This is a genomic window from Janthinobacterium svalbardense (assembly GCF_002327145.1).
Classification (GTDB): Bacteria; Pseudomonadota; Gammaproteobacteria; order Burkholderiales; family Burkholderiaceae_D; genus Janthinobacterium; species Janthinobacterium tructae.
This window is the reverse complement of the sequence record NZ_CP023422.1, coordinates 2,283,440-2,309,025: the sequence shown is the minus strand read 5'-3', so window position 1 is coordinate 2,309,025 and position 25,586 is coordinate 2,283,440. Positions and strand designations below refer to the sequence as shown.

The 25,586-nt window shown below is 63.1% G+C and carries 24 protein-coding genes; 4 read left to right on the top strand and 20 right to left on the bottom strand.

The window, feature by feature from the left end; all coding sequences use genetic code 11:
• Positions 1-164: 164 nt before the first annotated feature.
• The 6 genes from CNX70_RS10405 to CNX70_RS10380 form a co-directional block, all read right to left on the bottom strand.
• A complete protein-coding gene (locus tag CNX70_RS10405) occupies positions 165-1,124 on the bottom strand; it encodes an esterase/lipase family protein (RefSeq protein WP_096234628.1) in 960 nt (319 codons plus the stop codon).
• A complete protein-coding gene (locus tag CNX70_RS10400) occupies positions 1,121-2,761 on the bottom strand; it encodes a GMC family oxidoreductase (protein ID WP_096234627.1) in 1,641 nt (546 codons plus the stop codon). The genes CNX70_RS10405 and CNX70_RS10400 overlap by 4 nt, the downstream gene beginning before the upstream one ends.
• A 10-nt stretch (positions 2,762-2,771) precedes the next feature.
• Positions 2,772-3,296, bottom strand: a complete 525-nt coding sequence (locus CNX70_RS10395; protein WP_096234626.1) for a hypothetical protein — start codon at positions 3,294-3,296, stop codon at positions 2,772-2,774.
• 72 nt (positions 3,297-3,368) lie between these two features.
• Positions 3,369-4,568, bottom strand: coding sequence for an MFS transporter (locus CNX70_RS10390; protein ID WP_244199108.1), 1,200 nt, complete (start codon positions 4,566-4,568; stop codon positions 3,369-3,371).
• A 103-nt stretch (positions 4,569-4,671) separates the two neighbouring features.
• A complete protein-coding gene (locus CNX70_RS10385) occupies positions 4,672-5,574 on the bottom strand; it encodes a LysR substrate-binding domain-containing protein (protein ID WP_096234625.1) in 903 nt (300 codons plus the stop codon).
• Entirely contained in the window at positions 5,571-6,335 is a 765-nt protein-coding gene (locus CNX70_RS10380) for an RNA methyltransferase (protein ID WP_096234624.1), read from the bottom strand. Before CNX70_RS10380 ends, CNX70_RS10385 begins: the two co-directional genes overlap by 4 nt.
• A 195-nt stretch (positions 6,336-6,530) precedes the next feature.
• Between CNX70_RS10380 and CNX70_RS10375 the strand changes: the two genes are divergently transcribed.
• On the top strand, positions 6,531-7,313 hold the full coding sequence (locus CNX70_RS10375) for an inositol monophosphatase family protein (RefSeq protein ID WP_096234623.1): 783 nt from the start codon (positions 6,531-6,533) through the stop codon (positions 7,311-7,313).
• 79 nt (positions 7,314-7,392) lie between these two features.
• Here the strand turns inward: CNX70_RS10375 and CNX70_RS10370 are convergent, their stop codons facing one another.
• The 14 genes from CNX70_RS10370 to CNX70_RS10305 form a co-directional block, all read right to left on the bottom strand.
• Positions 7,393-9,624 (bottom strand): Ig-like domain-containing protein, encoded by a 2,232-nt coding sequence (locus CNX70_RS10370; protein ID WP_157750976.1) that lies wholly within the window; start codon positions 9,622-9,624, stop codon positions 7,393-7,395.
• Positions 9,625-9,674: 50 nt separating this feature from the next.
• Positions 9,675-10,493: a LytR C-terminal domain-containing protein gene (locus tag CNX70_RS10365; protein WP_096234621.1), complete on the bottom strand. Its 819-nt coding sequence runs from the start codon at positions 10,491-10,493 to the stop codon at positions 9,675-9,677.
• On the bottom strand, positions 10,490-11,422 hold the full coding sequence (locus CNX70_RS10360; protein ID WP_096234620.1) for a type II secretion system F family protein: 933 nt from the start codon (positions 11,420-11,422) through the stop codon (positions 10,490-10,492). Before CNX70_RS10360 ends, CNX70_RS10365 begins: the two co-directional genes overlap by 4 nt.
• A 41-nt stretch (positions 11,423-11,463) precedes the next feature.
• Entirely contained in the window at positions 11,464-12,438 is a 975-nt protein-coding gene (locus tag CNX70_RS10355) for a type II secretion system F family protein (protein WP_096234619.1), read from the bottom strand.
• 6 nt (positions 12,439-12,444) lie between these two features.
• The gene (locus CNX70_RS10350) at positions 12,445-13,791 is read right to left on the bottom strand and encodes a TadA family conjugal transfer-associated ATPase (protein WP_096238380.1); all 1,347 of its coding nucleotides are present in this window, start codon (positions 13,789-13,791) and stop codon (positions 12,445-12,447) included.
• A gap of 46 nt (positions 13,792-13,837) precedes the next feature.
• Entirely contained in the window at positions 13,838-14,998 is a 1,161-nt protein-coding gene (locus tag CNX70_RS10345; protein WP_096234618.1) for a CpaE/TadZ family protein, read from the bottom strand.
• Positions 14,999-15,035: 37 nt separating this feature from the next.
• Positions 15,036-15,314 carry a pilus assembly protein gene (locus tag CNX70_RS10340; RefSeq protein ID WP_096234617.1) on the bottom strand — a complete coding sequence of 93 codons (279 nt, stop codon included), beginning with the start codon at positions 15,312-15,314 and terminating at the stop codon, positions 15,036-15,038.
• A 10-nt stretch (positions 15,315-15,324) separates the two neighbouring features.
• Positions 15,325-16,860: a type II and III secretion system protein family protein gene (locus CNX70_RS10335; protein ID WP_096234616.1), complete on the bottom strand. Its 1,536-nt coding sequence runs from the start codon at positions 16,858-16,860 to the stop codon at positions 15,325-15,327.
• A 24-nt stretch (positions 16,861-16,884) separates the two neighbouring features.
• On the bottom strand, positions 16,885-17,727 hold the full coding sequence (gene cpaB, locus CNX70_RS10330; protein WP_071078605.1) for a Flp pilus assembly protein CpaB: 843 nt from the start codon (positions 17,725-17,727) through the stop codon (positions 16,885-16,887).
• A gap of 16 nt (positions 17,728-17,743) precedes the next feature.
• Positions 17,744-19,120 carry a DUF8689 domain-containing protein gene (locus CNX70_RS10325; RefSeq protein ID WP_244199107.1) on the bottom strand — a complete coding sequence of 459 codons (1,377 nt, stop codon included), beginning with the start codon at positions 19,118-19,120 and terminating at the stop codon, positions 17,744-17,746.
• A 27-nt stretch (positions 19,121-19,147) separates the two neighbouring features.
• Complete coding sequence (locus CNX70_RS10320; RefSeq protein ID WP_244199106.1) at positions 19,148-19,900, bottom strand: A24 family peptidase; 753 nt, start codon at positions 19,898-19,900, stop codon at positions 19,148-19,150.
• Positions 19,872-20,033 carry a Flp family type IVb pilin gene (locus tag CNX70_RS10315; protein ID WP_208624517.1) on the bottom strand — a complete coding sequence of 54 codons (162 nt, stop codon included), beginning with the start codon at positions 20,031-20,033 and terminating at the stop codon, positions 19,872-19,874. Before CNX70_RS10315 ends, CNX70_RS10320 begins: the two co-directional genes overlap by 29 nt.
• 392 nt (positions 20,034-20,425) lie before the next feature.
• Positions 20,426-21,115 carry a response regulator gene (locus CNX70_RS10310; RefSeq protein ID WP_244199104.1) on the bottom strand — a complete coding sequence of 230 codons (690 nt, stop codon included), beginning with the start codon at positions 21,113-21,115 and terminating at the stop codon, positions 20,426-20,428.
• Positions 21,116-21,154: 39 nt separating this feature from the next.
• The gene (locus CNX70_RS10305) at positions 21,155-22,774 is read right to left on the bottom strand and encodes a sensor histidine kinase (protein ID WP_157750975.1); all 1,620 of its coding nucleotides are present in this window, start codon (positions 22,772-22,774) and stop codon (positions 21,155-21,157) included.
• Between the two features lie 354 nt (positions 22,775-23,128).
• On the opposite strand from CNX70_RS10305, the gene CNX70_RS10300 reads away from it, so the two are divergent.
• Genes CNX70_RS10300 through CNX70_RS10290 form a run of 3 tightly spaced genes read left to right on the top strand, consistent with a single transcriptional unit; the run spans position 23,129 to position 25,580 of the window.
• Positions 23,129-23,620 (top strand): TadE/TadG family type IV pilus assembly protein, encoded by a 492-nt coding sequence (locus CNX70_RS10300; protein ID WP_244199103.1) that lies wholly within the window; start codon positions 23,129-23,131, stop codon positions 23,618-23,620.
• Positions 23,617-24,231: a TadE/TadG family type IV pilus assembly protein gene (locus tag CNX70_RS10295; protein WP_244199102.1), complete on the top strand. Its 615-nt coding sequence runs from the start codon at positions 23,617-23,619 to the stop codon at positions 24,229-24,231. Before CNX70_RS10300 ends, CNX70_RS10295 begins: the two co-directional genes overlap by 4 nt.
• Complete coding sequence (locus tag CNX70_RS10290) at positions 24,231-25,580, top strand: vWA domain-containing protein (protein WP_096234613.1); 1,350 nt, start codon at positions 24,231-24,233, stop codon at positions 25,578-25,580. The genes CNX70_RS10295 and CNX70_RS10290 overlap by 1 nt, the downstream gene beginning before the upstream one ends.
• The last annotated feature ends 6 nt before the right edge of the window (positions 25,581-25,586 follow it).

The window sequence follows — 25,586 nt, the reverse complement described above, 5'->3', positions numbered from 1 at the left end:
GCGCATACGGCCTCGTCAATCATTGCTGACCGTCACCTTCGTGATGCTAGCTTAATACAGGACGCCAGAGGAAAACAGCATTTTCTGGGCCAGCACCTGTTAAATCTGGGCAACAGCAGAGTCAAAAGAGACAGTCTTGCCATGCTGATAAAACACAACAGGATTCAGGAAAAATGGGGGCAAGACGGGGGCTGGGCGACTTCGTCCTTGATAGTGATTTCCGCTAACAGCTGGCGCAGTATGCGCGCATCGCTGGCCAGCGCCACGTGACCGATGCCGCCGAAGGCCAGATTGCGCGCGCCGGGCAAGTGCGCGGAAGTTTGCGGCGCGACAATATTATCGTGATGCGAGTACATCGACGTGATCAGTGCGCGCGTTTCCGGCGTCTCGCTGGCAGCCAGCTGCGCCAGCCAGCCGCTGGGTGCGCCATCGATACGGCTCATCTGGCGCGCATTCGCGCCCGCCGCCAGGTTCGCCAGCGCCGTGCCGTGGTGCGGCGTGCCGATGGTGATGATGCGCGCCACGCGGGCAGCGCCGTCATGGCGCAGCCAGGCACGCGCCACCAGGCCGCCCATGCTGTGCGCGACGATGATGGCTTGCCGCTTGCCCGTGAGCGTGCACAACACTTGCAGCGCCTGCTCCACTTGCGTCACGTAGCCATCGATGTTGGCATCGATCGGCTCCAGGTCGATCACCTTGTGCACGATGCCGGCCTGCGCCAGCTGGCGGCTCAACTTTGTCCAATAACCGCGGTTGCACACATAGCCGTGCACCAGCAGCACCGGCAAACCCTGGCCAGATGGGATAATGTCGGCCGCATGCAGGCGCGGACGCAGCATGCCCCATGATGACATCCACAGGGTGGCGCGCAGCTCGCCGAAAAACAGCCGTGCGGCACCCATGGCGCCCAGCTGGTATTCCGCTGGCACGGGGCTGCCCAGGCGCCGGCTTTCCCAAAAGTTGCGCGCCACGATCAGCGCGCGCACGGCCAGCAGCATGGCGCCCGCCAGCAGCACGGCCATGGCCGGCGAGGCGACGCCCCACGCCTGCATGGCCAGGTACGCCACGCCCAGCACGGCCAGCACTTGCAGCAGCATCAGCCACTTGAGGATGCGCGCGATCATGCCGTCGTCGCAGCAGAAACGGGAACGGGCGCGGGCTTGCCCGTCAGCGCTTGCGCCAGGCCGCTGGCAAGGCGCGCCGCCAGTGCATACAGCGTCAGTTGCGGATTGGCGCCGATCGAGGTGGGCAACAGCGAACCGTCGTGCACGGACAGGTTGCGCACGCCGTGGTAGCGCCCGTCGGACCCCGTCACGCCCAGGCGCACATCGTCCGACATGGCGCAGCCGCCCATCACGTGGGCCGACACCACCCTGGTCAACAGCGCCTTCATCGGCAAAGCGCCGATGGCCTGTTTCGCCTGCGCCCAACTGGTGTAGTGGCGGGCCAGTTCGTGCACGGGATACACGCTCTTCGCGCCGGCGGCGAACTGGATTTCCGCCATCGACAGCAGCGCGCGCCGCGCGCCATCCCAGATAAAAGGCGTCAATGGATAGTCGAGCACGGGCGCGCCGAAGCTGTCGATGGACACGCTGCCGCCCGCCGAGTCGTGGTGAAAGCCGTCGCGCAGCAGCGCCAGCAAGCCATGCGCATGAGGGAACTCGCGCATGGTGCGCGCATGTTCATCGCCGAAGCCGCCCATGGTGGTGGCCATCAGCAGCGGGTGCAAAGGCGGCGCTTCGAGCTTGTAGCCGATGGGGCCATCGATGGGCGCCGTGTGCAGGAAATGGTCGGAATAAATCGTCTGCGGCGCGCCCGCATAGGCATCGACGCGCTGGGGGAACAGGCCGGCCGAGATCACCGTCGGGTGCAAAAAGGTGCGCTGGCCCAGCAAGCCATGCGGGTCGGGCGCCTGCGAGCGTAGCAGCAGCGCTGGCGAGTTGATGGCGCCGCCGGCCAGCACAAAATGCTTCGCCTTCAGCGTGAGACGCACGCCCGTCGGCACTTGCCCGGCGGCGTCCAGTGCGGTGACTTGCAGGCTGTCGATGCGCTCGCCCTTGAAGGTGAAACGCTCGGCGCGCGCATGCACGAGCAGGCCCGCGCCCAGCGCCAGCGCCGAGGGGATCGTCGTCACCAGCATCGACTGCTTGGCGTTCGTCGGACAGCCCATGCCGCAGTAGCCGAGGTTCCAGCAGCCGTTCACATTGCGCCGGATGGCGGCGGTGGGGATGCCCAGCGCCGTGGCGCCGCGGCGCAGTAAATCGTTGTTTTCGTTGGGCGGCGCGGCCCAGTCGCTCACGTGCAGGCGCTTTTCCATCATGGCGAACCACGGCGCCATGGCGTCCACCGAATAGCCGGACAAACCAAAATGCTGGCGCCAGTATTCCAGGGTGCCGGGCGGCGTGCGAAAGCTCGAGGTCCAGTTGACGGTGGTCGAACCGCCCACCGTGCGCCCCTGCAGGATGTTGATGGCCTTGTCGCGCGTCTTGCGCGCGGCCGATTCCTGATACAGCGTGGGATAGGCCTGCGCTTCGCGCATCTTGAAGTCTTTCGAGGACTTCAAGCCGCCCTCCTCGACGATCAGCACTTTCAGGCCGGCCAGCGCGAGGATTTCCGCCGTCACACCGCCACCGGCGCCGCTGCCGATGACGACGACATCCGCCTCCAGGGTGCGGTCGGTGCGGAGGGTGCTGGCGTCGGTGACGTTCCAGCCGGCGGCCACGCCGATGGCGATGGGGTCGGGAATGGGGGATGTACTCATGGATGCTCTCTTAACTCAGCTCGGGCAGCGGTCCCGGGTAGCCGATGGCGGCCCAGTGGGCGGCATCGGCATACCAGGCGCCGAGGATCAAATCGTGCAGGGCCAGGTAGGCCGTCTGCAGGGTGGCCAGGCGGTGCGTGCGCCACGCCTGCAGGAAGGCGGCCACCTGGGCCGGGTCGGCCTCGGGCCAGCCATCTTTCACGCCGGCGACGAAGCGCCGCGCGGGCGCCAGCGCCAGCAGGCCAAACAAATCCTGCACTTCCTGCTGCGCCGCCAGGGGCAAACCACGGATGGCCGTGTCCACACCGGCGATGGCGCCGTCGAGGGCCTTGCTGCGCGCATCGCCCCCGTGCGGCAAGGCCTCGCCCAGCATGGCCGGCACGATGGCCGCCAGCGCCGCGCGCGCCGCGCCATCGAGCACGAAGCGGCCAGGCGCCGCTGGCCCCCGCAACGCGCGGTAGGCGGCGCCGCCGGCGGCCAGCGCACAGGCGCCCAGCACGCCCAGTTTCAGAAACGATCTGCGTTGCAATCCCATGTGTCCCCTTGTTTTGTACGGCCTTTTGCAGGCCAGTGTACGCCAAAGGCAGTGGGCGTTTAAACGCAAAAACTAGAGCGGCGCGTCTAGTTTGCGCGACTGGAAGCACAGCAGCAGCATGGCCAGCAGCGCCGCCAGCGCGCCGCCGATGGCGATGCTGGGCAAGCCGAAGGCGACGATCAAGGTGGCGCCCAGCGCGCCTCCAAAGGCCGTGCCCGCATTGAAGGCGGCGATATTCAGGCCCGCCGCCACGGCGTCGCTGCCCGGGCAATGCCGTTGTGCCAGGAGCAAGAGGCGCATGGTCGACAGGGTCACAAGGGCAAAAAACAGCATGCCCAAAGTGCCGCACAGGGCCAGCATGGCCAGTGGCTGAGGGTGGCCCTGCAGCACATAAAACCCCAGCAGGTTGAGTGCCAGCGCGGCCAGGGCCAGCACGGTGGCGCGCAACGCGGAAGGGCGATCCGCGCACCAGCCGCCCAGCAGGTTGCCGCCGATGGCGCACACGCCAAAGCACAGCATGGCGGCACTCAGCCAGCCCGCATCGAGTCCGCCCAACTGCAGCAGGAAGGGCGAGATATACGTGAAAAAACTGAAGGTGGCCACGCTGACCAGCGCCGCCACGCCAGCCGCCAGCAGCAGGGGCGGCTGCAAGATGGCACGCAGGCTGGCCAGCGGTGATGCGGCAACAGCCTGCTGGCGCGCGGCCGGCATGGCGCAGCGCAAGCCGGCGCCGCCGCACAGGGCCAGCACGCCGATGGCCATCAACACCCAGCGCCACGACGCGACGGCACCCAGCCACGTCCCCAGCGGCACGCCGCCGGCCAGCGCCAGGGTCAGGCCCAGCCAGACGATGGATAGCGCCCTGCCCGCGCGGGACGGGTCGACCAGGCTGGTGGCCGCATGCGACGCGACGGCCATGAACACGCCATGCGCCAGGCCCACGGCAAAGCGCACACAAAGCAGCGCGCCCAGTGCCGGCGCCCCCGCCATCGCCACGCTGCCGGCCGCCAGCACGAGCATGGTAGCCACCAGGATCTGGCGCGTGGGGCGGCGCGCCAGCATGGCCGTCAGCACGGGCGCGCCGATGGCCGCCCCCAGCGCATACGCGGCAATGGCGCCGCCGGTCGCCGCCACGCTGGCGTGCAGGTCGCGCGCCATGGGCGACAACAAGCCGGCGGCGATGAATTCGCACAAGCCGAAGGCAAAGCTGCACAGCGACAGCCAATAAATAGAGGGAGGCAGCGCACGGCTGCGCGATGAAACGTTGGACATGGCAATTCCCGACAATCAAAAACGCCATGCTGGCCCCTGGGCCATCATCTGTAAAATATCTTATTTATCTTGAAACGAGACGCTTGACGTCTCAATTTAAGTCTCATTGAGTGGCGGACAGCCGCAGTTGCGCCAGCAGACGCTCGCGCACGGGAGACGTGCGCTGCGGGTCCCAGGCCATGTACAGGTCGAGCTGGCGCAGCGGCTCGGGCGCATCACTTTGCAGCGGGAGCATGACGACACCCGCTGGCGCGCAGGCGCTCAGGCTGGCCGGCAGCAGGGCCACGCCGAAACCGGCTGCTACCACTCCCAGCACCGTTTGCAAGCGGCGCGCCTGCTGCACCACGTGCGGCACGAAACCCGCATGCAGGCACAGGCTGGCCAGCTGGTCATGAAAACCCTGGCCCAGCGCGCGCGGCGAGGCGACGAAATCGTCATCGGCCAGGTCCGCCAGATCCACCCTTGCCTGGCCCGCACAACGGTGGCCGGATGGCAGCGCGATCACGATGTCTTCGCCCGACAGGCGCTCGAAGCGCAAGCCCGGCGTGCTGCGACCGGGCGCACGCAGCAGGGCGATATCGACCTCGCCTTTTTCCAGCCACTCGACCTGCTGCTGCGTCGACGCTTCGCGCAAGGTGAAATGCACGGCGGGCGAGGCGAGGCGGAAAGCGCGCAAGGCATGTAATACGTGGGCATACGGCGTGATGTGGATGAAACTCAGGCGCAAGTGCCCCTCGATGCCCTGCGCTACGAGGCGCGTGGCGGCCACGCCCTCTTCCAGACTGGCCAGCACCTGGCGCGCCGTGCCCAGGAAAGCATCCCCCGCTGGCGTCAGGCTGACCTTGCGGTTGGTACGCTCGAATACGGGGTAGCCCAGCAAGTCTTCCAGCCGCAGGATCGCTTGCGACAGCGGCGGCTGCGCCATGTGCAGCCGTTCGGCCGCGCGGCGGAAATTGAGTTCCTCGGCGACGGCGATGAACTGGCGCAGCAGCCGCGTCTCGATCATGGGCCTTTTTTGGCGACCGCCAGGATATGGCGCGCGATGCCGCGCAGGATATTGACTTCTTCCGTCTCCAGCCCCGTGCGCGAAAACAGGCGTTTCAGACGCGGCATCAGCTTTTTCGGGTTGTCGGCATCGAGGAAATCGATGGCCACCAGCGCCTGCTCAAGATGCGCGTACATGCCGTCGACCTGCGCCAGGCTGGCCGCGTCGCCATGAAAACCGACGGGACTGGCGAGCTGCCCATCGCCGAGGGCCGCCACGCGGCATTCATAAGCGACCACCTGCGCCGCCTGCGAGAGGTTCAGCGAGGAATATTCGGGATTGGCGGGAATGTTGATCAGCACATTGCACTGCTCGACGATTTCATTGGGCAAGCCGAAACGCTCGTTGCCGAAAATGACGGCCGCGTGCAAGTCTTCGCTGGCGGCCAGTTGGGCCGCGATGGCGCGCGGGGCGGTGACGGGCGGCGAGAATTCGCGCAGACGGGCCGAGACGGCCGCCGCGTAATTGCAGCCTTCGAGTGCTTCGGCGATCGAGCCGACGATGCGCGCGCCGGACAAAATATCCTGCGCGCCGCTGGCAAAGGCCACCGCTTCCGCATCCGTCAAGGCATCGGGGAAACGCGGGTTGACCAGCACCAGATCGGAAAAACCCATCGTTTTCATGGCGCGCGCGACGCCGCCAATGTTGCCAGGACGACTAGTTTCGACAAGAATAAATCGCAGGCGTTTGAAAAGAGACGTGTTGATTTCGGGCAGATTCATTTAAAATAGCGCTATTGCGCGGTATCGATACAGGAAATTTCGGGAAACGGAGTCACAAAACGCTGACGCCAGGCCGGGATTTTAACCACTTCGGCACCGCTCCGCTCTTTAATTCATTCTTGCACTCTATCGTACCGGCGCCGCAAGGCGGCCATGGGCGGTCGCGTGCTTTTAACGGAAGCTCACATGCACCCAATGCTCAACACGGCGATCAAAGCCGCCCGCCGCGGCGCCGCCGTCATCAATCGCGCCTCTTTTGACCTCGACCGCGTCGTCGTCACGGAAAAACAACATAACGATTTCGTCACCGACGTCGATCAGGCGGCCGAACAAGCCATCATCGAGGTGCTGTCCAAAGCCTACCCGGACCACGCGTTCCTGGCTGAGGAATCGGGAGCTTCCGCCAACTCGCACGATGAGAATGAATATCAGTGGATCATCGACCCGATCGATGGCACCACCAACTTTATCCACGGTTTCCCGCAATACTGCATCTCGATCGCGCTCGCGCATCGCGGCGTCGTCACGCAAGCCGTCATCTACGATCCGGTACGCAACGACCTGTTCACGGCCACCAAGGGCGCCGGCGCCTACCTGAACGAAAAACGCATCCGCGTCACCAAACTGGACCGCATTTCGAACGCCCTGCTGGGCACCGGCTACGTGGCCGGCAGCGCCCGCGCGCTGGACGAATTCCTGAAGATGTACGCGATCATGGGCGAACGCAGCCAGGGCGTGCGCCGCGCCGGCTCGGCCGCGCTGGACCTGGCCTACGTCGCTTGCGGCCGCCTGGACGGCTTCTACGAAAAAGGCTTGAAGCCCTGGGATATCGCTGCCGGCGCCCTGATGATCACGGAATCGGGCGGGATCGTCGGTGAATTTTCGGGCGAATCGGACTATCTGTACAAGGGCGACGTCATCGCCGCCAGCCCAAAGATCTTTGGCCAGATGATCACCCTGCTGACGCCTTTCGCCTGATTGCCAGACGCAGACTGATGTAAAAAAAAGCTGCCGGAGGAAACTCCGGCAGCTTTTTTATTGCCTACAGGTATGGCGATCAGTCACTGACGGCATACGACGTCGATGTCAGGATGCCATTCGGCGTGCGTACCGTCACCGTCAACAAGCCGTTGCGCACGCTGTTCGGCTGGCACGCGGTGCCGATCTGGGTCACGTCGCTGATCATTTGCACGGGATAGATCCAGTTCGCGGAACTGGCGCTGTCCATGCTCGGCACGACAAAGCTGGCGCCGCTGACGATGCTGCCATTGCTCGCCGAGAAGCTGATCGTCGTGCCGGCCGGCAGCGGATTGCCAGGCAAGTCGAACGCCCGCTTGGTGACATCCTTGCCATTGATCACAAACACGGTGTCATTGTCGTCGCGGATAGCGAGCTGGAAGGTGTGAACCTTGTTCTCGAACACAGTGCCATCGACGCACTTGTCCAGATCAATGGTGGCAGCGCCCAGCGGCGTGAAACGCGCCGTGCTGCCGGACAGCACCTGCACCAGTGCCTGGCGTATATGCACGGTGTTGGCGGCCGTGGTGTTGACGCTGGAGGCCGCGCGCAGCACGCCGTTGTACTCCTTGTCGCCCGTCGCGTCCCATTTTCCGTTGCCATTCGAATCGATAGTCGGTTCGCCATCGGCGCGCACGGCATTGCCCGTACTGTAGGTGTCATCCTTGAAATTGGCATTGCTGCCAAGAATGGCGCGGTCATTGCGGAACGGCTCGCCCAAGTCGACATACGTCTCGTCATTCTCGAACAGATTATTGCCATTCGTATCAGCGAAACTTTCCTCGCCCAAGGCGTACGCCAGGATGGTCACGCGGCCGTCAAGCGGACGGGGGTTGCCGGGGCAGAAACGCACGCTGCACGAACCCGGTATGCCCTTCTGCGTGATCACCGTACCGTCCGTCAGGGTGGTGTTGACCAGGCCCGTCAGGCAAGATGCATCGACGGTGCCGCCTTCGGCCGTGAAGCTGACGGCCGTACCGTCGGGCACGGGATTGTGGAAGTGGTCGCCCAGGCGCGCCGTGATGGTAGCACCCGTCGGCGCGGTGCAGCCGGCAAAATCGCCGCCTTCCGTATTGAACATGGACGTGCTCAAGGTAAAACTGTCTTGCTCGGGAACGCCAGTAGACACCACCAACTGGTCCGAGACCGTCGACAGGCTGGTGCCTTGCAGGGTGGCCGTGACGCGGATCGGCGTGTTCACCGTGCCGGAAGCCACCGTGGTGCTGACGCTGCCATCGGCGCCGCTGGTCGATTGCGCCGGATTGATACTCAGGCCGCCGGCCGTGGTATTGAGCGAAAAATTGACCACTTTGCCGCTGACGGGATTGCCATTCCTGTCGAGTACCTTGAAGGTGACGATGGATGACTCTTGCCGGCCCGCACCGCCCGTGCCTTTCAGGGCGATGTTTTGCGGCAGCGCCGAGACAAAGCCGATCTGGCCGGCAGCGGCCGTCTGCACCGTCAGGGTGCCCGTCTGGCTCAAGGTGGTGGCATTGAAGACGGTGCTGGCCGTGATCACGTCGGGCGCGCCGCAGCCCTTGTCGATGTATGACGTGCTGGCCACGCCATTGACCGTATTCACGGGGCTGCTGATGGCAGCCTTGCCGGCACTGGCACAAGGCGAGCTGAAGACGACCGACTGTACCGGTGCATACACGGCCGCGCCATTCATCACCGTCACGCTCAGGCCAGCCGTGCCGCCCGCCGACAGGGTCGCCGGCACGACGCCTACGCCGCCCATGGTCAGGGTCGGGTAGACCACCGTGTAATTGATATTCGACGTCAACACGCTGCCGTTCACCGTGGCGCTGGCCGTCAGCGCAAAAGCGCCGCTCTGGCTGCCGGCTGCGATGACGATGCTGGCCACGCCATTCGCGTCCGTCAGGGCGCTGGCCGCACCCGGGGTGAAGCTGGCGCTCTTGTCGCTGCTGTTCAAGGTCAGCAAGACGCCCGACAGCACCGCACCCTTGCCATCCTTGACGACGGCTTGCACGGTGGCGCTGTTGCCGGGACTGACCGAGGTGGTCGCCTTGCCGGCCCCGTCTTTCAGGCTCAGCGCCAAGGTCGCCGACGCCGGTGTCACGGGAACCACCGGCGTGACGGGTGGCACTACGCAGCCGGGCAGGTTCGGATTGCGGCTCGGGTCCAAGGTGCTGCAATCACTGCTGCCGGAACCGCCACCACCACAGCCGGCCAGCAACGTCACTGCCGTGCCGGCAGCCAGACACAGCGCCCAGCGCGCCGGCAAACCGCTACTCATCAATCCAGACATGTACTTCTCCCTGTTATTTTGCTGCTGATCATGTGTTACTGCTATCTTGTTCAAGCCTGGTCGCGTCCCAGAATCAGGCGGATGCCGGCGCCACGCCCCACGCTGGCGACGGCCACCAGTTGCATGGACTCCCCCCGCTGCGCCAGGGCTAGACGCAAGGCGCCGGCCTGGCGTGCGTGGCCGGGGGCGTACAGGATCTGGCTGCGTTCCTGGCGAAAGCCGGGCTGGTTGCGCAGCCGGCTGACCGCCATGCCCCGCGCCTGCACGCGCAAGCGCACCTGCGCCGCCATGCCGCGTATGCCATTGCCATTGATGATTTCGATCTCGGCCAGCACCTCCGGCGCGACGGTCACGGCGGGCGCGGCTGGCGCGGCCGGCACCAACGCCAGCTGCGCCGCCTGTACCAGTTGCAAGTTATTGCGCGCCAATGCCGTGCCGCCATCGCGCGCCATGGCCTGGTCGAGCAGGCGGGACGCTTGCGCCAGCTCCCCTTGCAGGTAATACACATAACCGAGATTATTCAGGGGCTGGGCAGCCTCGGGAAAGTCGCGCACCAGCACCAGCAGCGCCGTGGCAGCCTGTTCAAGCCGGCCCTGCCGCGCGTCGAGCACGGCCAGCGCATTGCGCGCTGCCAGTTGCTGCGGGTCAAGGGCGATCGAGGCGGCAAAGGCTTCCGCAGCAAGCACCAGCTGGCCGCGTGCCTGATAGAACTTGCCCAGTTCAAAATACGTGACGGCATTCTGGCCGGCGGAATGGCTGATGCGCTGTACCGCCTGCATATTCCACTTGGGCACGGCGGGCGCACTCGCGCAGCCTTGTAACAGGCAGAGCAGCAGGAGCAGGCTGAAAAGACGCAGGGGCATACTCATACGCCATTCATCGCCGGTAACAAGACACGGTAAATCTGCAGGATGGCCGGGCCCATGAGCACCACCATCAGCGAAGGGAAAATGAAAAAGATCAGCGGGAACAACAGCTTGAGGGCGATCTTGGCGGCCGTTTCCTCGGCGCGCTGGCGCCGCTTGGTACGCAACTGGTCGGACTGCACGCGCAGCGAGGCGGCGATACTGGTGCCGAAACGCTCCGCCTGTATCAGTAGCGTCACCAGCGCATCGACATCTTCCACGCCCGTGCGCAGGGCCAGGTTGCGCAAGGCCTTATCCTTGGCACTGCCGGCGCGCAGTTCCAGGGTCACCAATTGCAATTCCTCGGCCAGGATCATGCTTTTCAAGCCAATTTCCTGTGCCACGCGAGCCAGCGCAGCGTCCATCGCCAGGCCCGCTTCGACGCAAACGGTCATCAAGTCCAGCGCATCGGGAAAGGTTTCAAAGACTTCGCGCTGGCGCTCCTTCAAACAATGCTTGAGCCACAGATCGGGCAGGTAATAGCCGGCGGCCGCCGCTGCCACTACCCAAAGGAAGAGATTGTGGTCGCCGTGGCGCAGCAGCAGATACATCAGAATGGGCAACAGCAAGGTCAAACCCGTCTTGGCGGCGTAGAACAGCGCCGGCGCGGTACTCTTGCGCCAGCCCGCATTGATGAAGCGGATGCGGACCGGCGATTCTTCCCAGCCCTCTTCCGGCACCGACAGCTTGGCCAGCGGACGCGTCAGGCTGACGACACGCGCCATCCAACGCTGACTGGTGCGGCGTCCCTTGTCGGTATCGGCCTTCTTGCCGTCAAGCGTATCGAGGCGCACTTGCACGGCATTGCCCGCAAATAGCCGCAGCAGCACCAGAACGATGCCGAATACAATCAGAAATAGCACCGCCAACAGGCCTATCTGCATGCCGCTCATATTGCCATCCCTCGCCTTTTCAATTGCCTCATTTCATAGCCTCACACACGGATACGCACGATCTTGCGGATCACCAGCACGCCGACCAGGAGCAGGCAAAATGCCACCGCCACCATCTTGCGCCCGCCCCTGTCGGTGTACAGCACGGACAGGAACTGCGGATTCATCAGATGCATCATCAGGGCCGCGCCAAAGGGCAGCAAGCCCAGCACCCAGGCCGACATGCGCCCTTCGGCCGACAGCACGCGCACCTGGCCCATCAATTTAAGGCGGTCGCGGATGATGGCGCTGATACTGTTCAGCAACTCCGTCAGGTTGCCGCCCGTTTCGCGCTGGATCAGCACGGCGATGACGAAATAGCGCAGGTCCGTGCTGGGCACGCGCGCCGCCAGGCCCGACAGGGCATCGGACATCGCCACGCCGAAATTGACTTCGTCAAACACGGCGCGGAATTCATCGGCCAGGGGCCCCGTCATCTCGTCGCCAACCATTTTCAGAGCCGTGGGAAAGGCGTGGCCGGCGCGCATGGCGCGGCTCATCATGTCCAGGGCGTCGGGCAATTGCGTTTCAATGCGCGCCAGCCGGCTGGCCTTGGCGCGCATTACGATCAAGAACGGCAGCGCTGCGCAGGCAAGGCTCAGCAGCAGACGCAGATACCCGGGCAAGGGGCTGAGGCTGCCCAGCAGCAGCCCGAATAGCAAGCCCAGCAGGCAGTAGCCGAGCAGCTTGCCCACATCCCAGTTTTTACCCGACTGCAACAGCAAGCGGTCCAGCCATTGCACGCCGGGCAATGCCTCCAGCAAGCCCTGTACGCCCGCATGCGAGCTGAGCAGCCGGTCCTTGGTGATCGATACGGTCTTTTGCGCGTCGTCGCTGGCCGTATTCATCGCCCGCAAGCGGCGCGCCACGCGCCCGGCACCGGCGCCGCGCGACTGCAGGTTGAAGTAAACGGCGCCAACCAGCAGCATGACCGCCAGGAAGATCAGCAGATATACCAGATACGAAAGATAGCCCATGTCGCGTCAGCGCCCGGTGCCGGTCGGCTCGAAGACCGCGCTGGAAATGCCGATACCAAAACTCTTCAGGCGTTCCAGGAAATGGGGACGGATGCCGCTGGCCGAGAAATACCCGACGACTGCCCCGCTCTCCCCCACCCCCGTCTGCTTGAAGCTGAAGATTTCCTGCATCGTGATGACATCGCCCTCCATGCCCGTGATTTCCTGGATCGACGTGACCTTGCGCTTGCCGTCGATCAGGCGCGACACTTGCACCACCACCGATATGGCCGAGCTGATCTGCTGGCGGATGGCCTTGCTGGGCAGGTTGGCGGCCGCCATGCTGATCATGTTTTCCAGTCGCGTAATGGCGTCGCGCGGGGTGTTGGCGTGGATGGTGGCCATCGAGCCTTCATGGCCCGTGTTCATCGCACCGAGCATGTCGAGCGCTTCGGCGCCGCGCACCTCGCCCAGGATGATGCGGTCGGGACGCATCCGCAAGGCATTGCGCACCAGCGCGCGCTGCGACACTTCCCCCTTGCCTTCGATATTCGGCGGGCGCGTTTCCAGGCGCACCACGTGCGGCTGCTGCAATTGCAGCTCGGCCGCGTCTTCCACCGTGACGATGCGTTCGGTATGGCCGATAAAGCCGGAAATCACGTTCAGCATGGTGGTCTTGCCGCTGCCCGTGCCGCCGGAAATGAGGATATTCATCTTCGCCTTGCCCAGGCCCTGCAGCACCTCGGCCATCTCGGCCGTCATGCTGGAGTAGGCGACCAGGTCGGCCAGGCGCAGGGGGTCAACGGAAAAACGCCGGATCGACATCACGGGCCCGTCGATGGCCAGCGGCGGAATGATGGCGTTGACGCGCGACCCATCGGGCAGGCGCGCATCGACCATGGGGCTCGATTCGTCGATGCGGCGACCCACGCGCGAGACGATCTTGTCGATGATTTTCATCAGATGGGCATCGTCATTGAACACGACATCAGTCAATTCCAGCTTGCCGCGCCGCTCGACGTACACTTGCTTGTGGCCATTGACGAGGATATCCGACACGGTCGGGTCCGACAACAAGGTTTCCAGCGGGCCAAAACCGAGCATCTCGTTGCGGATGTCGCGCGTCAGGTTCTTGCGCTCGACATCATTGATGACCACGGCTTCTTCGTCGAGCAGGCGCTCGACCAGGCTGCGCAACTCGTCGCGGATCTGTTCCTGCGTCAGCCGCTGCATGCTTTCCAGATCGACGCGCTCGAGCAGCAGCGCGTGAATGCGCTGTTTCAGCTCGCGGTAACTGCGGTTGTCGATGGCCGGCGCGCGCTGCGGCGTCAGGGTAGCGATCTTGCCGTTGCCGAGACGCTCGCGGATCGACAGGCTGGGGACGGGAGAAGTTGCCATGAGAATTCCTGTTCGTGTGGTGTTAGGCGCGCCGCAGCATGCGGCTCAGCCAGCCCTGCGGCACGGCTTCGGCGCTGACGCCCGTCAGGCTGGCGGCAAACTCCTGCAGCGAGTGCGTGATGGGGCTGTTCTTATCGAGCTGCAAGATCGGCATACCCTGGTTGACCGATGCGGCGGCCGACGCATAATGATTCGGCACCGTGCGGTCGATCGTGGTGCCATACGCCGCCTCCAGATCCTGCAGGCGGATTTCGCCGCCCTTGTCGTGCCGGTTGACGATCAGGCGCACCTTGTCCTTGTCGTATTCCAGGGAACGGAACATGCCCAGCAGACGCTTGCCATCGCGGATGTACGGCAAGGTCGTTTGCAGGATGGGGAAAATCAGGTCCGCGTGGTCGAGCGCGCGCACGCTGACCGCATCGAGGTTGCGCCCCACGTCGAGCACCACGAAATCATACTGGCGCCGCGCCAGCTTGATGATGGCGTCGATGTGTTCGGGCAGCACTTCGCTGGCGTGGGCCGGGTCTTCCGGTGCCGCCAGGACGCTGAAATTGGGCAGCACATTGAGCATGCTCGAGGCGAGGAACGACGGATCCAGGCGGTGGATGTCGCGCGTCACGTCAGCCAGGGTGGCCAGCGGCTTGCTCTCGGAGACAAACAGCGAGGCATCGCCGAAGTGCAGGTTCAGGTCCAGCAGGGCAACACGCTTGTGGCCGCTGGCTGCCAGGGCATAGCCGAGGTTGGTGGCGATGAAGGTGGCGCCACTGCCGCCCTTGCAGGAAATGAAGGCCAGCACCTTGCCATTGCCATTGTCGCGCCGCTCGAGTTTTTCCTCGATGCGCTCGAGCGCCGGGTAGATGCTGGCAGCTGCGGCCGGCGACGGCAATACTTCGCGCACGCCGGCACGCATGGCTTGCAGCAGGAAGTCGGGCGACTGCTGCGGACACAGCAGGATAACCGCCAGGCGCGGAAACTGATTGCTCAGGCGCTCGATGGCGGCCAGGTCGGCGCCATCGTTGCCGGGCCGGTCGAACATCAGCACATCGGGCAGTTCCTGCGCCGAATACAGTTGCTCCAGCGGTCCGCTGCGCGCATCGACGTCGTCCGCCGGATTGCGGTTGCCGACCAGGCGGCCCAACTCGGCCAGTGCTTTTTCATCCCGGGATATGATGGCGATTTTCACGATATGCCTTGCCTGTTCTGTGATAACGGTGACATGTTCATTGGCGTCCGAGGCTGATCGTCATGCCGCCCGATTGCGGCACCGGCGCGCTGAACGACTTCTGATACGCGTTGTAGCCCGCCACCGCCGCCTTGCCATCGAGGCCAGTCACCGGGTCGCGGTTCAATCCCGCCTGCGGGTTAATCACTTGCTGGGCACGCAGCAAATCGACGCTGCGGCCAAAGTTGCGGTCGAAGTGCGGCGTGGTGCTGCAGCCGCTGGCGGCAAACGACGCCAGCAGCACGCACAGCAGGGGAAGAATTGGAGGACGCTGCATGCTCACTCTCCTATTGAATGTCAAAGCCGGTCGCCGCTGCGGCGCCCGGTTGTTTGTTTGCGGCGGGCGGCGGCGTGGCGTCGCCTTCCATCTTTCCTTGCAGGAAAAACTGCGCGCGGCTTGGCGCCACATAGGCATCCGTCGGCAGCACGTAGTCGCCGGCCAGCGGCTTGACCAGGTGCGGCGTGATGATGAACACCAGTTCGGTGCGGTCGGTCTGGAAATCGCTGCTGCGGAACAAGGCGCCCAGCACGGGAATCTCGCCCAGCATCGGCAACGCCTTGATATTCGTGGTCACATTGTTCTTGATCAAGCCGCCGATGGCAAAGCTTTGGCCGTCGAACAATTGCACGGTGGTGGTGGCGCGCCGCGTGGTAAACGCCGGCAGGATGGCGCTGCCGGCGGTGCCGCCCGTGCTGATGCCGATGCCGTCCTTGTTCAGTTCCGATACTTCCGGCGCCACCTTCAGGTTGATGCGCCCGCCATCGAGCACGGTGGGCGTGAATTTGACGGCGATACCGAATTCCTTTTCTTCCAGGGTGATCTTGTTGGTGGCGCTGTCTTGCGAGACGGGGATGTAGATCTTGCCGCCAGCCAGGAAGCTGGCCTCCTGGCCGCTGATGGCCATGATGTTCGGTTCGGCCAGCACTTTCACGAGGCCGTCGCGCTTTTGCGCATCGAGCGTAAGGAAATTACCGTTTTTACCGTTGAAACCATCGATCATGCTGGGGTTGCCACTCAACAAGTTCGACAGGAAACTGTAGGTCCAGTTGCCGCTGCTGGCGCGCGCGCCGATGCTGGCGCCCAGCTGGTCGACGAGGGTTTTCGAGACCTCGGCAATTTTGACTTCCAGCATCACCTGCTGCGGCGCGGCGATGGTCAGCATATTGATCACGCTCACGCCGCCGGCGGCGCCAGCACCGGCGGCACCGCCGGCAGCGGGCGCTGGGATCACACCCGCTGTCGCAACGGGCGCCGCCGCTTCGCCGGCGCCCCGCTGTGCGAACGCCGTGGCCATGGCCATGATCTGGCTGGCCTTGACGGCATCCGAGACCATGCCCGTCAGCACGATCGCGCCGCCGGCCGAGCTGGCCTTGAGATCTGTTTCACGCGGGAACACAAGCGCCAGTTGCGCCTGCAAGCCGTCGGCATCGACACCGACTTCGATATCGACGATCACGGGACGGTGATCCTTGTCCCACAGAATCAGATTGGTGCTGCCCGGTGCCAGGCCCCAGATATACAGCTCGCTGGAACTACCCAGCAGCCTGGCGCCCGCCACCTTCGGATCATTCACGGCGATCTGCGAGACGGCACGCGTCAGGCTGCGCAAGGTCGACTTGCCAACGGACAAGCGGATCGGCGGACCCAGCCGGGCGATATCGGCCCCCAGCGACAGCGGGGCCGCTTGGCTGACGGCGTCCGCCTTGCGCAAGGCGGGCGCGGCGCTGGCGCCGGGCTGCCACAGCAAGCTTGCCGTCAAGCCACTCAGGGCCAGGGCCAAGGTCAAGCGGGGCCTGACGATACGGGTACGAAATGAGGTCATCAACTATCCCTGGTTCTGAAATTTTTAAAATTGCTGGACACGGGTGTCCATGCCCGTGATCACTTTGACGCTCTCGGCCGGTGGTGCGGGAGCACGCGGCGCCTGCCGCGCTGGCGCTGGCGCAGCCGCGCGCGGCGCGGCGACCGGCACCAGCGGCTTGAGTCCCAGCAGCGATTCCTTGGTGGCGCCGCCCGTGTTGACGGGCGCCGGATCGATCTGGTTGCGCAGCACCAGCGACAAGGTGCCCACGCTGCGCGCCAGGTCGAGCTTTTCCACCTGGTCCGGCGTCAATTCCAGGGTGACCGCATTGACCACCTTGGGCTTGTTGTCGTCGCGGTTCGATTCCTGCGCCACGGCCAGCACCAGGATGCGTTCGAGCACGATCTTGGAAATGGCCAGTTCGGCGCCACCGCTGGCCTTGGCACGGTCATCCTGGGTATTGACGAGGATGTCGACAAAGTTGCCAGGCAAGGCAAAGCCCGCCACCCCGACCACATCGTTGACGCGCACGGTCATGGCGCGCTTGCCATCGGCCACGATGGAGGACAGGCCACCACTCGTGCCCGGCGGCGCGAGCTTGCTTTCCAGTACCGGTTCACCGAGGCTGATGGCCGTGCGCGTGATACGTCCGTCGAGCGCCTTGCTGTCGGCAAAGGCGCCGGGCGGCTGCGCGCCGGCGGGCCAGTCCATGCTGCGCAACATGAGCGGAGTGATCTTCGTGCCCACGCCGATATCGACCAGGGCCACGACGATCTTCTGGTTCGACGGCGTGCTCTGGCCGCCCATCCAGATCGCCGCCGTCAGCACGGCGGCACCGGCCAGCACCAGGGCCAGCAGCAACATGAGTAAAGCACGGGTATTTCGCATCGTTTTTCCTCTGACTTCAGCTTGATTTCGGTTCACGCCGCTCTTGCACGGCCCGCTCTTCCACGGCCATATCGTCCGCGCCATGGCGCTCATTCGCGCCGGCAAAATAGTTATTCCAGGCCCAGTCCAGCACCTGCTCGTTCAGTTGCGCCGCCGTGCCCTCGTAGCGCGCCAGGTCGCGTACCTGTCGCAGCAGGTCGCGCGGATAACAGGCCAGCAAGGGCGTCGCGCCGCGCGCATGGCGCTGCAGCAGGAAGGCAAAGGTGGCCGCGTCGAACTCCACGCCATAGGCGTCGCAAGTCTGGCGAAACACGGTTTCGTAATGCGCTGCGCTGAGTGCCGGCACTTCGATCTTGTAGCCCAGGCGGCGCAGGAAGGCTGCATCCGACAGGCGCTCGGGCAGGAAATTCGAGGAAAACACCACCACCACGTCGAACGGCACCTGGAAGGTGTGGCCGTTGTGCAGCGACAGGTAATCGATGGCGCGGTCCATCGGCACGATCCAGCGGTTCATCAGTTCCAGCGGCGAACAGCGCTGGCGCCCCAGGTCGTCGATGATGAAGATACCGTTGTTGGCCTTCAGGTGCGGCGGCGCGCGGTATAAACGCGTCACGCTGTCGAAGCGCAGGTCCAGCATTTCCAGGGTCAGCTCGCCCCCGGTGAGCACGGCCGGACGGCGCACGCCGCGCACCCAGCGCGCGTCGAGCTGCACGGCGCGCTCGATGCCGGCCGGCGCTTCCTGCTGCTGCGCCGCCGGCAGATGCAGCACCGGGTCATAAAAGGGCACGACTTCACCATCGACCATGATGGCGTAAGGCAGGGCAATGGCCCCTTGCAGCAAGTCTTGCAAGCGTTCGGCCAGATACGTCTTGCCGCTGCCGGCGGCGCCGTAGATGAAAATGGCACGCCCGGAATTCATGGCCGCGCCCAGCTGATCGAGCACGGCAGGATTAACCACCACGCCGTCGAAGCTGGCCTGTACCTGCGGGCGCGTGACATGCATGTTGGCCACGCTTTGCGCCGCCACCTGCGCATTGTAGGCGGCCAGCGGCACGGGACATGGGCCCGCGTAAGCATTGCGCGCCAGGCACTCGAGGGCGCGCTGGCGGCCGCTGTCCGTCAACTGGTAGTGGATGTCGGCATCCGTGCCGCTGGCGCCGCGGCGCATGACCTCGCACATTTTTTCCTGCCGCATGAAGGCCATGACGGGGTCGATCACGCCCAGGCCCAGCTTGACGTAACTAGCCAGCTCGGGCAGGTGCAGCTGTCCCCGCTGGAACAGCACCTTCGCCAGCAGTTCGACCAGGAAAAAGAAGGGCAAGCCCGTCTCTTCGACAGTGCGCGGGGCGCGCAGCGACGCCGGAGCGTGATGCACTTCAGTGTCAGCGCGCATCGCCAGCTGAAATAAATGGCATATGCATCACGAAAACATCGCCAGTTGACCGCTTGCGGCCAGTAACAGGTAGATCAGCGTGCCGCTGGCAATGGCGATCGCATACGGCAGTTTGCCGCTGGCCGCAGGGGGAGCATCAATGCCCGGTCTCTGGCCTGCGATGCCACGCATGAGACTATTCAACAACAGGTGATAGCTATTGCTGGTGACCTCGCGCAGCGTGCCATGGAAGGCCGCCACTGCCAGCGCCAGCACGCCCCCGGCGAGCAGACTGAACAGCATGGCGCCCAACACGGCTTGCGGTCCGACAAATGCACCCACCATCGCCATCAATTTGACATCGCCCGCACCCATGGCCTTGAGCATATACATCGGCATCAACAGCGCCAGGCCCAGCGCCAGACCGGCCACTGCCGGCCACAGGCCGATCGCGCCAGGTGCCGCCATGAATAGGCCCGCACCAGCCGGCAATATCGCATTGAGCAACAATCCGGCCAGCGCACCTGGAAACACCAGGCGATTCGGAATGCGGCGGCTGCGCACGTCGTGCCACACGGCGCCTAGCAGCAAGCCGGCCAACAGGATCGCTGGCGACCACATCAGGAAAAGATGAACGAGCATGTAATCTTCAATACGGTGAAAACGACGGCTAGACCACAAAAAAAAATGGTCCAGACCATGCAACATAGCCCGGACCATCGCACCGGCAAATGCACACAAATAGTGCGAATTGCCGTGGTGCGAGTTGCAATTATTTGAGCGACAAGGTAATGCGATCAAATACGGTTTTCAGGCCACCGCTCATCAATCCCACAGCTGTGACCAGCACGGCGCTGATCAATGCAGCGATCAGTGCGTATTCGATTGCGGTCACGCCATCTTCTTCAGCGATAAAATTTTTGATGAAATTCATGATTAATCCATTCAGAGTAAGTGTAAACAACGTCATGTGGGACTGCGGACGCAAGCAGTAAATCGATCAGTTATAAACCCTTGCAGATGGCCAGCAGCGCAAGCAGGAATACCACGCTCATCAGCGATAACAGCAAAGCATGTTCGAAAAATGAGCTACCACTTTGATCTCGCAAGAAATATGCAAGCTCACCCGTCCCACCATCTTCCAAGCACATTTCCAGCTCCTGTCACCGTTCGCATTTTCAATCTGACTAACTCAGCGACAATTACCGATTGCTGATGAAGGTATTGTATGGAAATACACATTGATACCAATCAGACAAAAGTCATTTTGTTGCCGGTACAAAAGAGCCTATTTTCCTACACGGCATCAGTACATTTGTACTGATGTCAGCATTCATGGGGCGCCGCCAGCCCGTTCTTCACCGCGTACACATACAATTCCAGCCGGTTGGCAACGTCCAGTTTGCTGTAAATCGAGGTCAAGTGATTGCGCAAGGTTTGCTCGGAAATGAAAGCACGCTGCGCGATGGTCTTGTTGAGTGCCCCATTGCCTTCGACCATCATGGCGACTATCTTGCGTTCCTTGAGGGTCAGCTGGGCAATGCGCGCCATTTCGGGATCGGGCGGCGCCGGCGCTGGCGCCGGCTTGATCAGCGCTCCCAGCAGACTGCCCAGCAAGGCCTGGTCCAGACACAATTCGCCCCGATGTACCCTGGCAATGGTATCGATCACCTGCTCCGCCGCCGCCTCCTTGCCAATCACGCCGCGCGCGCCGGCGCGCACGGCGCGGCCCAGCACCTCCTGGTCGCGCGTGCCGCTGAACATCACCGCCCGCGTGACGCCATTGGCCAACAGCGCGGGGACGAAATCGACGGAACACACGCCGGCGAGGTCCACGTCCAGCACGACAATATCGGGGCGCAAGCTCTCGGCAAGCTCCAGCGCGCCGCCTATCGTACTGGTGCTGGCGACCACCTGCATCGCCGGTTGCGCCTCTTCCAGCAGTTTTTCCAGTCCCCACAACATGGTTTTATGATCATCAACCAGCATGACGCGGATGGGATACAAACTTGACATACGATGGCCTTTAACGGGTCAGCCGTGACGCTCTTGCCGTCAGACTGGAATTTCAATATGCACGGCGGTGGCGCCATCAGCGCCTTGACTGACCTGCACCCGGCCGCCCAGCGCCATGGCGCGCTCAGCAATGGAGGCAGGCATGAACTCGACGCGGGACGACGTTTCGCCCGCATTCTCTATCGAGATCGACAAGGCATGCGCATCGCAAACGAGTGTCACGCGACCCTCGCGGGCGGTGGTGTGCTTGCGGATATTGCTCATGCCTTCATTGACGATCTGGAATACTTCGGCTGCCAGCCGGTCACTGAGATCAAACGCACTGTCCGAGACGATCTCGATCGTGATGCCAAAAAACTTCTTCAGCTGTTCCGCCTGGCGCCGCAACGCCACCAGCAGTGTCACCTGTTCCCGCTGCGCGCCGCCGCGCACCGTCTGCGCCATCCGGCGCAGGTCGCCAATCACCTGCCCACTCATGTCGATCAGCTTGTCGAGATCGGCCAGCAAGGGGCTGTCGGCCGCCGCCTTGGCGCGCAAGGCGCTCAAGCCATGGCGCAGGCCGATATACGGCTGGATGGTCGAATCGTGCAAGTCGCGCGCAATCTTTTGCCGCTCGCGGTATGCCGCGCCGGAGGCCAGCTTGTCGAGAATGGCGATGTTTTCAATCAGGGGGAACACTTGCGCTACGATATGCAGCAGGAATTTGGCGTCGGCCCGGGTCAGCCGGTTCTTCGCGGAGATCACGTAGATGCGGCCCAGTCCCTTATGCAAAGGCAGGGGCACGCTGATGAAGGAGCGCGCATCGAGCAGTTCGGCCAGCGCCGCGCCCTGCGGCCCATGCGCATCGAGCCGCTGCCACTTCGCACTGCCGCGTTCGACTCCCGTGAGCACGCTCGCCAGCCCCAGGCGCGCGCGCAACGACGGCGCGTACAGCACGCTCTGGCTGGCATCGAACACCATCAGCGGCGCCACCGCGGCTTCGCTCAGCTGGCTGACACGCCCCGCGTGTCCGCCCTTCTCTTCGAGCGCCGTACGCAACTGCCACTGCGCCGCATCGCCCTCGCGCATGACGAGGATACAGCTGCTGGCGTCAAAAAAAACTCGCGCTTTCTGCAAGACCGACGCCACCGTATGGTCAACGCCAAAGCGGGGATTCGATTGCTGGCTGACCTCGCGCAACAACGCCAGGCGGCGCTTCTGCAACAGCCCCAGGCCACCCCAGTACGCAATCATGTAGCCGAGCGCCATGACAAAAGTCGTGCGCAGCAACAGGTGCGAAATGATCAGCTCAGGGGTCGATGCCACCGATGCCAGCACCAGCAGAACACAGGAGGCAAGCGTGATGCGCGCGCCTTCATCGAGTCCGCGCTGAAACGACGCCGCCAGGATGACGAAGAAAAAGAAGGGAAAAAAATAGCTATCAGCGCCCCCGGTGCCATACACGATCAGCCCGCACCACAGCACGTCGAGCCAGCATATCACCTTGCCATGCACCACCGGATGCTTGAAATAAAGAAAAACAAACAGCACTGCGCTATGCAGCACATACGAACACAGGATCAGCCAGGCCAGCTGATTCGGCACACCCAGCTTGCCGGGGTTGATGATCAGCGTTAATAAGGCCGTCACCGACAGCAGCAGGCGCATGCCAGAGATCATGACCAAATCTGCCTGATCGACCAATGGCAATGCCATATCGGCATTTGGTTCCTCTTGCAGTTGTTGCTGTTGCAGCATGCTGATTTATTCACTTTTCAAAAACACCATCGGCTGGATCGCCAGGACAATGGTTAATTATTTTTTAATTTCTTAAGCCTCAGCATCTTACTCTCAGGAACGTTAATCAGGGGTAGGGAGTAATCAATTAACTACATTAATTACAATAAACTTGATTTATATGCACTTTGATGCCAACCTTGCGCACTCGAAGCGAGATACAATGCAGACCGCCCCATGGGCAACAGGCCCGCCATCACACCGATGCCGGCGCGAGCCTTGATACGGATACCAGACATGATGCTCAACCAGGCCACACCCTTCCGGTCCCCGCAAGGCAGATTCAGGCAATCTGGCTCCACCCTCATCGAATTCGCCATCATCGCACCGGTTTTCCTGCTGCTCATGATAGGCATCATCGAGCTGAGCATGGCATATTTCGCCAATCTCACCATGCAGCACGCGGTACGCGAAGGCGCGCGCTATGCCGTGACGGGCAACAGCGATCTCGATTCCGCCAGCAGCAACCAGCAGCGCTACCAGGCCGTCATTCAAAAAATGAAGGATAGTTCGATGGGCATCTACGACAAGGTCAATCCCGTCATCACGGTAAACGGCGTCAGCGGCACCAGTGCCGGCATGTTCGGCAACGCGGGCGATATCGTCGTCATCTCCGTCGCATACGACTGGAAATTCGCCACGCCGATGATGGCAGCCTTCTACAAGGACGGCAAATCGTCCAACGTCGTCGCCGCCACCATGCGCAATGAAAGCTTTGGCGGCCTATGATGCATCGCCGCTCCCGCCTTCTGCCGCGGCGTGCCGTCCGCGGCATCGCCGCCGTGGAATTTGCCATCGTGCTGCCGCTGCTGGCCCTGCTGCTGTTCATGGTGGTCGACCTGTCGCGCGCCATCCAGGCCAAGATCATCCTGCTCAACATCAGCCGCGAAGGCGCCAACCTGGCCTCGCGCTCGACGTCAGACCTGAGCGGATCGAGCCAGACCATCATGAATGCGCTGGCCGCCAGCACGCCGCCGCTGGACATGAACAAGCGCGGCATGATCTACATTACCAAGATCATGGGCTACACCGCGAAGAGCGGCTTGCGCAATATCGTGCTGGAACAGTACCGCTGGGACGCCGGCGCGAAAGTGAGTGGCTACCTGCCCGCCAGCCAGGTGTGGCAATGCGGCAGCTGGAGCAATGGCACGTGCACCAATATCGCCAAGGCCGACAGTGCCCCCGCAGTGTCACTGATGTCGGGCCAGTTGTCCGATGGCGAACTGATTTATGCCGTGGAGACTTTCTATAATTTCGACATGCTGTTTGGCACATTGAAAATTGGCGACAGCACGACGCCTGTCCTCGGCCCCAACCTTAATTCGATGACGGTATTCTGATGCGCATCCCACACAAGCGGCAAAACGGCCAAGTGCTGATCATGGTGGCACTGTCGGCCGTCGTCCTGATCGCCTCCGTGGGCCTGGCCATCGATTCGGCGCTCGGCTATTTCGTCAAGGCCAAGCTCAACGCGGCAGTCGATTCGGCCAGCCTGGCGGCGGCGCGCGGCGTGACCCTGGGCGATACACAGGCGGCGCAGGCGGCCAACGCGCGCCAATCGGCCAAGGAATTTTTTGACATCAACTATCCCGACAAATTCCTGCTCTCCACGCCCGTACTCAACCCCGTCGGTGTGACCTTCGACAAGGGCACCGTCACCATCGACGTCTCCGCCACCGCCTCCCTGCCCGTCTCGCTGATGGGCATACTCGGCTTCAAGACCCTGAACGTGGCAGCCGCCGCGCAAACCATCCGCAAGGACCTGGACATGGTGCTGGTGATGGATACCTCGGGTTCGCTGGTTGGCAATGCTACCGCAGTGCGGGCGGCGGGCATTTCCTTTCTGAATAAATTCAATTCCACCGTGGATCGGGTTGGCCTCTTGCATTTCGCCTCCGAGGCGCAAATCGACCTTCCCATCAAGCCACTCAACCGCGGATTTGACCGCGCCACCACCACGGCAAAAATTAGTAATTTTGCTTTTGTCGGCGGCACCAATTCTTCCGCAGGCATGTTCGAGGCACGCAAACAGCTGAAAGATATCCAACAGATCAACCGTTCCAGCCTGCGCGTCATCGTGTTTTTTTCCGATGGCTCGCCGGCAGCATTTTCCTCATATTTCCCCAACTCCGGCAGCAAATGCATTACGGCAGGCGGGCTCGCCACCTATCCCACTTTGCAAAGCTCCCCGCTGGTCGGCTTGTACGCAATGAACGAGACTAACAGCGTGCAGGCCGGGGACTGCGCTGCCAGCAAAATCGCCGCGATCCCACCCTGGTACAACGCGCATAACGAGTTCGCCCAAGCCAACGACGTGACGCTGCGCGAATTTCCCATCGTGACCAACACTCCCCGCGTCGTGACCGCTTCCATCGCCTCGGCGCAGGTGCAATGGACAAATGTGCACCGCGCCTCGCGCAACCTGGCCGAAGCGATGGCCGCAAAGGCGCGCCAGGAAGGCATTTTCGTCTTCACCTTGGGCATGGGCGCATCGCTGATCACGCCGGAGGGGCCGGATAATGAACTGGGCGAAGACTTGCTACGCTGCATGGCCAACACGAGCGATGCGCCTATGCGTTGCCGCAAGCCGACCGAACCCATGGGCCTGTACTGCTATGCCGCCACCGAGAGCGACCTGAGCCCCTGCTTTACGCGGCTCGCCTCGGCCATCCTGCGCATTTCCAAATAAGGCCCG